Below are 10238 nucleotides of genomic sequence, written 5' to 3'. Positions count from 1 at the left end.
GTAAAAGGCCTGTGCCCGGGCGATCATCTCCTCCGGCGGATAGGAACGAAATGAGCTCAGAGGCTCAAGGACCAGACGTGTCATGCAACTCTCCAGGGCCGGGTTCACGTCACCCGTTCCACCACGGGACGCAGGCTAAGACCCTGAACAGTTTCGTCGCGAATCTCCGATGAGGACAGAAAGTGGTCTACTCCGCCCGCAGGCCTCACGCAGCCAGGACGCCAAACTGCTCGGCGAGGGATAGTTGCGGATTGCAGGCGTACTTCGCCTGTCCTTTGCGCATCATGTGAACCATCTCGATGCCCTTCGGGATCACCCGAGCGGATGCCGTAGACTTGAATCCAAGCATCGGCCGGATCCGCCGCTTGACGGCCCGATGATCCTGTTCAATGCGGTTATTGAGGTAGGCACTCTGCCGGATCCGGATCGGCTTCAGCTGACGTCGTGATCGGTCTTGCAGTGGGTCCGTCGTGTCGCAAGACAGTATCGCCTCCCGATTGGTCTGGCTGCCGTCGATAACGATCCTCTCGGGCCGGCCGCGCCGCTTGAGCGCCCTGCGCAGAAACCGCTTGGCTGCGGTGAGGTTTCGGCGCTCGCTAAACCAGAGTTCAACTGGGTCGCCGTTGTTGTCGATCGCACGATAAAGATACCGCCATTGACCACGCACCTCGATGTACGTTTCATCTACGTGCCACCTGCCGGGGACCTGCCGCTTGCGCCGGTTAAACTGCGCCAGCAGAAGCGGAGCATAGCGGATTGTCCAGCGATGGACAGTGGCATGATCGACGGAGATCCCGCGCTCAGCCATCATCTCCTCCAGATTCCGCAGGCTCAGATTACAGGCCAGATATCACCGGACGCACAGGAGGATCACTAAGCGATCAAAATGCCGGTCTTTGAACATCATGCACCTCCGGAGTTTGCCGGAGGAGTAGGCTGAACTGAATTACCAAAAAGTTTGCAACGGATCCCGAGAACCTCGTCATCCTTCGGATGCGGCGAAAGCACATCGTCAATCATCAATGCCTCGGGCCTCCAAAACGATGAATGCGGACTGCCTTCATTGCGGTCATGCAGATCTTCCGAAACGGCTTCTGATGAAAGGGAGGTGCAGCCTAACCGAGCCTCACCATTGGTGACTTAGGTTTTGCTAAAGTCTTCGTTTGGCTAGATCCTCAACGCAAAACCTGCCCTCTAGCGCGCGAGGGCGTGTTCGAGCTGCTCCTTGGACATCCTGGAGCGGCCCGGAATGTGACGGCGCTTGGCTTCCTCGTAGAGTTCAGCCCTGGTCTTGCCGTCACCCCCGCGAGCACGATGCCGGGCGGTCTTCTTGGCTCCAGTTCTGGCCTTAGCCGTCTTGCCCCTGCGCTCCTTAGTTTTCGTCTTGCGCAAGGTCTCACGGTTTTTCTTTGGGTTCTCCTGGCTTGAAGCGCCTGCTTCGTGCAGGGCAATGGCGATCGCCTGCTTGGAGTTCTTGACCTTCGGCCCATTCCCACGGATGCGCAATTCGCCATGCTTGTACTCGTGCATGACACGCTCGACCGTTTCTTTCTGCTCTTTGGACTGATGCCGGGCCATGATCCTGCTCCAACGCTGATGGTCAAATCTTGAGAGCGGTTCGCTTTCCTGTGCAACGCCGTACCCGTGAGAGCGTTCAAGTGAGCAGCAAACCAACTTACGTCCGGTTGCCGGCCCCCGGAAAGGGAAGCACGGCCGTTGATGAAACTCGCGCCAGATAGATCTCACCCTGAAGGAACGAGGACGTTGCCGTTCAGTTGACGAGATTAGAGATGTGGACGACATCCCGGGACCAATGAACGTCTAGGGATCCTGTTTGTCGGGTCGAATTAACCGGGAGTCGCCATCCAACAGCGGCCTTATCGCAACGGCAGATCTTCGATCGCTTTAGGTTGAAGCCCCAAGCTCCAACATGACCGAGGCACATGGCGACCAACCCGTGAAAACCCAGAGGAGACAAGGTATGGACCCGAAGGATCCGAAAAATGCACCCTCGCGTCGTCTGGTCGTCAATGGATTGGGGACCGGTTTGATGGCAGCGCCCGGCTTACTGGCCTCCAGCGGACCGGCTCTCGCACAACAGGCCGATTCTCCAGCTCCCACGGCGAGCCCGCCGACGGGCGGCCGAACCCTGCAGAACCCGGTCACTGAGTATCCCAAGCCTCCTTTCCCTCGCCAGACGCAGGAGTGGCCAGGCCTGGCCTCCAAGATGAATCCGAGACCTGACCACGGCGAAACGAGCTATAAGGGTTCCGGCCGGCTCGCGGGCCGCAGAGCACTGGTAACTGGTGGAGATTCCGGCATTGGTCGGGCGGCTGTCATCGCCTACGCGCGTGAAGGTGCCGATGTCGCCATCAACTACCTGCCGGCCGAGGAATCGGACGCCCGGGAAGTTGTCGACCTCATCAGGGCTGAAGGCCGCAAGGCGGTGGCCATTCCCGGAGACCTACGGGATGAAGCCTTCTGTCGGCGGCTTGTCGCGGATGCTGTGGCTCAGCTCGGCGGGCTCGATATCCTGGTCAACAATGCGGCGCGGCAGACGGCACAGCCCTCCATTGAGGCGATTACGACCGAGCAGTTCGATGCGACGCTGAAAACAAACCTCTACGCCATGTTCTGGATCACGAAGGCTGCAGTGCCGCATCTTCCCTCAGGCGCAACGATCATCAACACGGCTTCCGTCGTTGCCTACGATCCTCCGGAAGCTCTTCTCGATTATTCCACTACCAAAGCCGGTATCGTGGCATTCACGAAATCTCTGGCCAAGCAGCTGGCTCCAAAGGGCATCCGCGTCAACGCCGTGGCTCCCGGACCGTTCTGGACGCCGTTGCAGCCGAGTGGCGGACAAATGCCCGACAAGCTGCCTCAGTTCGGTGCCGACTCTCCCATCGGACGCCCCGGGCAACCGGTCGAGCTTGCACCTGTCTACGTGATGCTCGCCTCACGGGAATCCAGCTATGCGACCGGTGGCGTATTCGGCAGCACGGGAGGCAATGTGGGGCCTTGAGCTCCTCCTACGCTGCCGCGATACGTGCTTAGGCAGGTATGGAAACCTCTCAGACGCAAGCGTTGAAAGAGCAGCAAGAGCGATCCGGAGCGTCCAACGCGGCTCCGTTTGCGTCTGAGAAACTGTCTTGTCTGGCCTTTGGGTGATTTGGGACAGGTAACGGCTGATCTCATAGCGGCCGCCAACACAGGGAGTGGTTTGAGGTGGGGGGTGATGGAGGGAGAACGCTGGAGCGCGCCTACGAGGATCTTGAGCACGAGGTGCCGGGACCCGTGGCGCGGGCGCTCCGGTGGCTTCGCCATCCAAGCTCCCGCTGGATCCGCATTCCGCTTGGAGCGCTGTTGATCCTTTCCAGCGCTCTGTGGTTCCTTCCCGTGCTCGGCATCGAGTTCCTGCCGGTTGGTCTGCTGCTCATCGCCCAAGACATTCCTTTTCTGAGAAAGCCTGTCGGACTTGCGGTGATCTGGCTGGTGCGGAAATGGATCGCCTTCAAGCGGTGGTGGCAGAGCAAATGGATCTGACAAAGTCGACGTTCTCAGTCCATCACTTCGATCTTTGTCAGGCGCCCTGCCCCCCAGTTCGTCTCAAGGCCGCCATCAATGGTGAAGCTCTGTCTGGTCACGCAATCTGCATCCTCCGAGACGAGATAAAGGGCGAGCTTTGCAATCTCCCATGGCTCGCCGGGCCGGTTCCAGGGGATATTCGGCATCTCCTCCCGTCTTTTCTCCCGGTCATCCATGCGCTCTATCGTCATGGGCGTCCTGATCAGCCCGGAAGCGATGGCGTTCACATTGATGCGCTCCGGCGCTAGATCGAGCGCGAGGCTTCGGGTGAAGGCGGGAAGGCCACCCTTGGCTGCGCCATAGGCTGGATTCATCGGGCTGGGAATGGCCTCAAGCAGGATGTGATGTTGAGGATTCTCCCGCCAGGTCCTGTCGCCTTCCGATGCCGGATGAACTCACGGCGGCAGAAGAACGGGCCGTAGAGATCCGTCCTGGTCACGGTATCGAAGTCCTCGGTCGTTGTCTCTGCAACTGGCGATCCGCCGGAGCCCATGCGGGCATTGTTGACGAGAATGTCCGGCGGCCCGAGTTCCCGCTGCACCGCTTCGAAGAGCAGCGCGACGCTGGCCTCGTCGCGTACATCGACCTGCTGCATGAGTGCACGCCGTCTTAAGTCTTCCACCCGCCTGCGTGTCTCCTGGGCACCCTCTTCATCCGTGTGGAAGGTGACGGCACGTGAGCCTCCTCTCTGGCGAACTCCTCCGCCATGGCCTGGCCCATCCCTGAATCGGCCCCGGTGATCACAACAAGTTTGTCCTGGAGCCTCGCCTTGGCAACCACCTTTTCCTGAGCGGGCCGATGTACGAGAGACGCGGCTCATCCTCGGTTGTCCCAGCAGGTCACACGAGCCGCCTTGATTCTCGCGAGCCGGAACAACGCAAGCGTGCATGAGTTCAGCTGGGACGTGGCGGTCGAGCCGGCATTCGGTCAGATTCTCCTGAAAGGTCGAACCGACCCAACATCCTCAGCACGGAGCCTACAATGTCCCGCAACGGAGCCGACGTTCTCATTGAAAGCCTGATCGCCTGGGGTGTCGATGTGGTGTTCGGCATGCCGGGAGACGGCATCAACGGGGTGATGGAAGCCATCCGCACCCGCTCCGACCGCATTCGCTTCATCCAAGTCCGGCATGAGGAATCAGCCGCCTTCATGGCCTGCGCTTATGCCAAGTTCACCGGTAGGCTCGGATGCTGCCTCGCCACCACAGGCCCCGGCGGCATTCACCTGCTCAATGGGCTCTACGATGCCAAGTTCGACCGAGCTCCCGTGATTGCGATCACCGGCCTGCCCTATCACGACCTCATCGATACCTTCACGCAGCAGGATGTGGACCACACCAAGTTGTTCCAGGATGTGGCCCTCTACACGGCCCGGATCATGAGCCCCCTTCACGTGGAGAACACCGTCGAGCTCGCCTGCCGCATGGCCCTGACGCATCGCGGTGTTGCCCATGTCGCCATTCCTGTGGATGTACAGGAGGAGCCGGAGGCGACGGTGAAGCCCTCCGCCCGCAATGTTCCGCACCACGCCTCCTTCGCGCAGACGCAATCGACCGGGATCCCTGATCCAGATGCTGTTGCCCGCGCAGCGAAGATCCTCAACGCTGGACGGAAGGTGGCAATCCTGGCTGGGCAAGGAGCTTACCATGCCGACGACGAGCTGATCCGCACGGCGGAGCTTCTGGGCGCTCCCATCGTCAAGGCCCTGCTCGGAAAGGGGGTCGTGCCGGACGATCACCCGCTCACCACCGGCGGCATCGGCCTTTTGGGCACACGCCCTTCGCAGGAAGCCTTCGAGCAATGCGATACGCTCCTGATCGTCGGCTCGACCTTCCCGTATATTGAGTATTATCCAAAGCCCGATCAGGCCCGCGGCGTGCAGATCGACCGGGACCCGACCCGCATCGGCCTGCGTTTTCCGGCGGAGATAGGGCTTGTGGGCGATGCCCGGGCTGCGCTCGAGATGCTCAACGCGCAACTCGCCCGCAAGGAGGACCGCAGCTTCCTGGAGCGCGCTCAGCAGGGCATGGCCGAATGGCGCCGGCTGCTGCACGATGCGATCGAGAAGAACGAGCGTCCCATGAAGCCAGGCCGGATTGCCCGCGACCTCAACGTGCGGTTAGCCGACAACGCCATCGTGGCCTGGGATTCCGGCCACAACACTGGCCTTCTCGCCCGCTATGTCGAGGCGCGCGGGGAGCGGATGTTTTCCGGGTCGGGCCTTCTCGCCTCCATGGGCTGCGGAATCCCATATGCGATTGCGGCCGCGCTGGCCTTCCCGGGCCGGCAGGTGGTGGCCTTTGTGGGCGACGGCGGCTTGAGCATGCTCCTGGGAGAACTTGCCACGGTGGTTCGCTACCGGCTTCCGATCAAGATCATCGTGATGAAGAACAACACCCTCGGTCAGATTAAGTGGGAGCAGATGATGTTCCTGGGCAATCCGGAATACGAATGCGATCTCACACCCATCGACTTCGCGAAGGTGGCGGAGGGCTTCGGCATCCGCGGGTTCCGTGTCGAGGATCCGGAGCAGTGCGGGCCTGTGCTTGATCAGGCTCTGGCCGAGCCCGGCCCGGCGCTGGTGGAAGCGCTCGTCGATCCCAACGATCCGCTCCTGCCGCCCAAGCGCATGGAGAAATACGCCAAGAACCTGGAAAAGGCCCTGCAGGCCGGCACGCCCGGCCGCGAGGAGATCGAGCGGGCCCTTGCCGAAGAGCCGGCCCGTACGCTGCTGCGGGACTGAAGACCCCAGCCCCTCCCCATTGCAGGCATGTGGGATGCTGGGCGGAACGCAACCGGCCAGCCCGAGTTGCCAATGGATATCGTTCGATAGGAGCCTGTTATGGCGAAGTCACTGAAGGCCGGCGACAAGGTATCCTGGGACTCGTCGGGCGGTCACAGCACCGGCAAGGTGGTGAAGAAGCAGACCAGCCCCACGCAGATCAAGGGCCACAAGGTTGCGGCTTCGAAGGAGAATCCCGAGTACATCGTGAAAAGCGACAAGTCGGGAAAGATCGCGGCTCACAAGCCGGGCGAACTCAAGAAGGCGTGACCGCACTCCCCGACGGCGGGTGAAGAGTGGCCCTTCATGGAACAGGGCGAGCCTCGCCCGGTTGATGGGCCATGGGAGATGTGCGTGAACCTCCCCTCCAGCACATCCCATAGGAGGCCCCACGCGCCACGCTCCCTTCCATGCGATGCTTCTGCTCGGCGTCTGCCTTGCAGCTTCCGCAGGCCTCGGCTCCGCCATGGCCCAGACTTCGCCTTCGCCGCAGGTTTTCGAGCAGGTTGCAACCTTCGAGCATCAGGTCACCGGCGTGGCCGTTTCGCAGGATGGACGCATCTTCGTGAGCTTTCCACGCTGGACGGAGGACGCCCCTGTCTCCGTCGCCGAGGTAATGAAGGACGGCTCGATCCAGCAGCGCCGGCACAGGACAAGGTGGCGTCCGACAGCAAGACCGGCTGTATCGAGCTGGCGTGACGCACGCGCAAGTCCAGCGCCCTCCCCGGCTCCTGCGGCCATGACATGAGCCGGATCCATGCTACGCGGCCGAGCTTGTTGCGTCCTGCGACGCGTCCTTTGGCTGTCGAGACCGCGCCGACAGTTGAACCGGTCGACCCGGTCCATCGCCCATACGGCCGCCGCTCATGCCACTGCGCCCGTCAAGGCGTCCAGAATGACGTCTGCGGGTGAATGCCTCTGATGCCGGTCAGATCTCTTTGCCGCCCATGCCGCAGCTCCGGGAAAGGATGGATCGCGTCTGTTACGTGCTGATTGCGGCATGGCAAGTCCTCCCCGTGAGCGTGCGGTTGTAGCTGGGGCAGGAACCGGGACGGGTACCCACAACCGTCGCAAGTCCTGCCATGCGCCCGACTTAAGCGAAGGCCCCCACCCCTGGCCCGGGGCTTCAACCTCCGATCGGAAGAGGCATTTCCTGTCCCAGCTTGGCCATTCAGGGGGCAACTGCTGGTCGATCATGCAATGCGGAACCTATGCCAAGGGCTGCTGCAATTCCATCGGGTGCCTGGCTTTGGCACAATCCGTCCGCAGGCGCGTTATCCGGGCAACCTTAAGCATTTGCAGGGTAACAATTGCATCGGGGGGCATCATGGTGGACGACAGCAACATCCAGGCGCAGGAGAAGCAAGCCTCGGCTGAGATTGGCGAGGACATGGTGCTTCAGGAGCGCACCTGGATGGCCCAGCGCATCGGGTGGTGGGCCATGGGCCTGATCCTGCTGGCCGCCTTGGCGGGCCTTCTTGCAACGGGCCCGCTCAGCTGGTCCGAGGCCCGCGACAGCACCGGCGCCCTTCGGGTCGAGTACGAGCGGTTCCAGCGCCACATGGCTCCATCTACGCTGCGGCTCCACCTCTCTCCCGAGGCGGTGTCCGGCGGCACTGTCTTGATCCACGTCAGCGACGGCTTCGCCGACGCCATGAGAATCGAGAAGATCGTGCCTGAGCCGGAACAGGCGAAGGTGACTCCTACTGGGCTCGAATACGCCTTTGCGGCGGCCGAGCCGGGCAAGGCGGCCTCCATTCGCTTCTTCCTGAGCTCCGAAAGGTTCGGCTCCGTCGAAGCCGAGGTGGGGCTGAGCGGGCGCGAACCAGCCCGCCTTTCTATGTTCATTTATCCTTGAGAGGCTCTTATGGACGCCGTTCTCAGAGCCGCCGTGGTCTACTTCGTCCTGCTGATCCTGTTTCGCATTGCTGGGCGACGCACCCTCTCGGAGATGACGGCGTTCGACTTCGTGCTGCTGCTGATGATCGGCGAGGCTACCCAGCAGGCTCTCTTGGGCGAGGACTTCTCGGTCACCAATGCCGCTCTGATCATCGCGACCCTCCTCTTCATTGACGTCATGGTGTCCCTGATCAAGGCGCGCTCGAAGTTGTTCGAGAAGATTGTGGATGGCGCTCCCACCATCATCGTCGAGAACGGTCGACCGCTTCATGACCGCATGCGCAAGGCACGGGTGGACGAGGAAGACGTGATGGAGGCGGCCCGCCGCCTGCAAGGCATCGAGCGAATGGATCAAATCAAATACGCGGTGCTGGAGGTCAGCGGTGGCATCACAGTGATTCCCCGCAAAGAGCCTTAGGCCGCGAGAGCACCACACGGCATCACCGCGCCATGGGAGGAGCCGAGAAACACCGGGCTGGGCAGGCTCCTGGCGAGGAGCTTTTGGCCGGTGCCAAGGACGGAGTCCATGACAAGAATCATTGGTCCCGGTCCATCGGGCTCGATGAAGAAGCTCTTCAAAGCGAAGCCGGATTTCCTCGGCATTCGGGAGCAAAGACCACCAAGAACCCGATAAGCAGCGGCGCGAAAACGACAATCTCATCGCGATCTCAATCGCGATTTCCTTGTCCAGACCTTACCCAGATCATCCTTCAGGAATTCATATGCATTGGGCAACCGGGTTCGTGCTCAGCACACGAACCCGCGTTCACCAGGCGCTACGTCCGGGTTATGGAAACACCTCCGTCGACGACAAAAGCACTCCCCGTAACGAAGCTCGAGGCATCCGATGCCAGGAACAGCACTGCCTTCGCGATCTCCACCGGAGACGCAAGGCGCTTGAGAGCATGCAGACCCTCAACGAAGGTGCGGACATTTGGAGGCGATCCCGGCGCATTGACGATGTTCGAGGGTGTATCGGTCCCACCCGGCAAGATGGCGTTCACGCGAACGCCCTTGGCTCCGAACTCGGTCGCGAGAACCTGGGTCAGGCCGATCAGCCCCGCCTTGCTCGCGGCATAGGCGGCCATTCCGGGCATTCCCGCCGAGTAGCCGACAAAGCTCGAGGTGAAGATCAATGAACCGCCGCCCCGGTCCAGCATTGCGGGCACTTGATACTTGGCTCCGAGAAACGCGCTCGTCAGGTTGGTCTCGAGCGTATCGCGCCATCCATCTGCCGACAGGCCGGATACGGTCCCGGTCTCGCCCACGACACCAGCGTTGTTGAAGGCGATGTCGAGACCGCCGAAGTGCTCGACCGCAGTTCTGACAAGTGTCTCGGCCAGTGCCTCGTCCCTCACGTCGCCACCAACTGCGATGGCGGCACCTCCGGCTTCCCTGATCTCCGCAACCAGTGCTTCCAGTTCATTGGAGCGGCGCGCCGTAACGACCACGTTTGCCCCTTCCTGCGCGAATAGTTTGGCCGTCGCGCATCCAATACCGGAACTGGCTCCGGTTACGATGGCCGTCTTGTTCATGAGCGTAGTCACCGATGGAAATCCTTCTTCTTTGAGCCCAATGCCCATGACGGAATTCCCAGATCGGATCGTAGGCGGCGACCCGTTTCCTGCGCCCGTTTCCTGTGATGAAGGCCCTCCGGTGTCGTCTTCTGGTTCAACTCCCCTTCAACGCGCGAATTGCTCCACTCCCGAAACGGAGCCGGAGACCAATCCGATATCCGGCAGCAAAGACCACCAGACCATTGATGGCACTGCCCTCCTATCGGGAACTTGCAGCAGGCTGGTAGTCACTATATATCAACCAGGTGACGCCCAGGTCGTTACGCTGCGCCATGTAGAACAGGATGTGAGCACCGATGGATCTCGACCCGACAGCACTGCCGCTCTGCTTTGCCCTCGGGACGATCCGTTTCCATGCCCGCCTCCATCATCCTCTCCAAACTTTCATGGTCC

The 10238-nt window shown here is 61.4% G+C and carries 12 protein-coding genes; 6 read left to right on the top strand and 6 right to left on the bottom strand.

Annotation, left to right across the window (positions count from 1 at the left end; translation table 11 throughout):
- Positions 1 to 205 precede the first annotated feature (205 nt).
- A complete protein-coding gene (locus GR328_RS25970; protein WP_246216102.1) occupies positions 206 to 847 on the bottom strand; it encodes an IS6 family transposase in 642 nt (213 codons plus the stop codon).
- Between the two features lie 347 nt (positions 848 to 1194).
- Entirely contained in the window at positions 1195 to 1578 is a 384-nt protein-coding gene (locus GR328_RS25965) for a DUF6496 domain-containing protein (protein ID WP_160888548.1), read from the bottom strand.
- A gap of 472 nt (positions 1579 to 2050) precedes the next feature.
- Here GR328_RS25965 and GR328_RS25960 point away from each other — a divergent pair, with 472 nt between their 5' ends.
- Both GR328_RS25960 and GR328_RS25955 read left to right on the top strand, forming a co-directional pair.
- On the top strand, positions 2051 to 3025 hold the full coding sequence (locus GR328_RS25960; protein WP_205790327.1) for an SDR family oxidoreductase: 975 nt from the start codon (positions 2051 to 2053) through the stop codon (positions 3023 to 3025).
- A 203-nt stretch (positions 3026 to 3228) separates the two neighbouring features.
- Positions 3229 to 3546 carry a hypothetical protein gene (locus tag GR328_RS25955; protein WP_160888546.1) on the top strand — a complete coding sequence of 106 codons (318 nt, stop codon included), beginning with the start codon at positions 3229 to 3231 and terminating at the stop codon, positions 3544 to 3546.
- A gap of 14 nt (positions 3547 to 3560) precedes the next feature.
- On the opposite strand, the gene GR328_RS28130 is transcribed toward GR328_RS25955, so the two are convergent.
- Both GR328_RS28130 and GR328_RS28125 read right to left on the bottom strand, forming a co-directional pair.
- Positions 3561 to 3902 (bottom strand): SDR family NAD(P)-dependent oxidoreductase, encoded by a 342-nt coding sequence (locus GR328_RS28130; protein WP_205790326.1) that lies wholly within the window; start codon positions 3900 to 3902, stop codon positions 3561 to 3563.
- Positions 3899 to 4408 carry an SDR family NAD(P)-dependent oxidoreductase gene (locus GR328_RS28125; protein WP_205790325.1) on the bottom strand — a complete coding sequence of 170 codons (510 nt, stop codon included), beginning with the start codon at positions 4406 to 4408 and terminating at the stop codon, positions 3899 to 3901. Before GR328_RS28125 ends, GR328_RS28130 begins: the two co-directional genes overlap by 4 nt.
- 161 nt (positions 4409 to 4569) lie before the next feature.
- Between GR328_RS28125 and GR328_RS25945 the strand changes: the two genes are divergently transcribed.
- A complete protein-coding gene (locus GR328_RS25945) occupies positions 4570 to 6330 on the top strand; it encodes a thiamine pyrophosphate-dependent enzyme (protein WP_160888545.1) in 1761 nt (586 codons plus the stop codon).
- Positions 6331 to 6429: 99 nt separating this feature from the next.
- Entirely contained in the window at positions 6430 to 6639 is a 210-nt protein-coding gene (locus tag GR328_RS25940; RefSeq protein WP_160888544.1) for a hypervirulence associated TUDOR domain-containing protein, read from the top strand.
- Between the two features lie 252 nt (positions 6640 to 6891).
- Here the strand turns inward: GR328_RS25940 and GR328_RS28705 are convergent, their stop codons facing one another.
- Positions 6892 to 7110, bottom strand: coding sequence for a hypothetical protein (locus GR328_RS28705; protein ID WP_170304162.1), 219 nt, complete (start codon positions 7108 to 7110; stop codon positions 6892 to 6894).
- Between the two features lie 586 nt (positions 7111 to 7696).
- Here GR328_RS28705 and GR328_RS25935 point away from each other — a divergent pair.
- Both GR328_RS25935 and GR328_RS25930 read left to right on the top strand, forming a co-directional pair.
- Positions 7697 to 8227, top strand: coding sequence for a hypothetical protein (locus tag GR328_RS25935; protein ID WP_160888543.1), 531 nt, complete (start codon positions 7697 to 7699; stop codon positions 8225 to 8227).
- A 9-nt stretch (positions 8228 to 8236) separates the two neighbouring features.
- Positions 8237 to 8686, top strand: a complete 450-nt coding sequence (locus tag GR328_RS25930) for a DUF421 domain-containing protein (protein ID WP_160888542.1) — start codon at positions 8237 to 8239, stop codon at positions 8684 to 8686.
- A 358-nt stretch (positions 8687 to 9044) separates the two neighbouring features.
- Here the strand turns inward: GR328_RS25930 and GR328_RS25925 are convergent, their stop codons facing one another.
- A complete protein-coding gene (locus GR328_RS25925; protein ID WP_205790323.1) occupies positions 9045 to 9851 on the bottom strand; it encodes an SDR family oxidoreductase in 807 nt (268 codons plus the stop codon).
- Positions 9852 to 10238 lie beyond the last annotated feature (387 nt).

This window comes from Microvirga makkahensis (genome assembly GCF_009830105.1).
Taxonomy (GTDB): Bacteria; Pseudomonadota; Alphaproteobacteria; order Rhizobiales; family Beijerinckiaceae; genus Microvirga; species Microvirga makkahensis.
This window is presented reverse-complemented; position numbering and strand designations above follow the sequence as displayed.

Bases quoted from the DNA above. Each gene is read 5' to 3' on its own strand.
- GR328_RS25940 (WP_160888544.1), top strand. From the start codon at position 6,430: ATGGCGAAGTCACTGAAGGCCGGCGACAAGGTATCCTGGGACTCGTCG.
- GR328_RS25935 (WP_160888543.1), top strand. From the start codon at position 7,697: ATGGTGGACGACAGCAACATCCAGGCGCAGGAGAAGCAAGCCTCGGCT.
- GR328_RS28705 (WP_170304162.1), bottom strand. From the start codon at position 7,110: ATGGCCGCAGGAGCCGGGGAGGGCGCTGGACTTGCGCGTGCGTCACGC.
- GR328_RS25945 (WP_160888545.1), top strand. From the start codon at position 4,570: ATGTCCCGCAACGGAGCCGACGTTCTCATTGAAAGCCTGATCGCCTGG.
- GR328_RS25965 (WP_160888548.1), bottom strand. From the start codon at position 1,578: ATGGCCCGGCATCAGTCCAAAGAGCAGAAAGAAACGGTCGAGCGTGTC.
- GR328_RS25930 (WP_160888542.1), top strand. From the start codon at position 8,237: ATGGACGCCGTTCTCAGAGCCGCCGTGGTCTACTTCGTCCTGCTGATC.
- GR328_RS25925 (WP_205790323.1), bottom strand. From the start codon at position 9,851: ATGGGCATTGGGCTCAAAGAAGAAGGATTTCCATCGGTGACTACGCTC.
- GR328_RS28130 (WP_205790326.1), bottom strand. From the start codon at position 3,902: ATGAATCCAGCCTATGGCGCAGCCAAGGGTGGCCTTCCCGCCTTCACC.
- GR328_RS28125 (WP_205790325.1), bottom strand. From the start codon at position 4,408: ATGAGCCGCGTCTCTCGTACATCGGCCCGCTCAGGAAAAGGTGGTTGC.
- GR328_RS25960 (WP_205790327.1), top strand. From the start codon at position 2,051: ATGGCAGCGCCCGGCTTACTGGCCTCCAGCGGACCGGCTCTCGCACAA.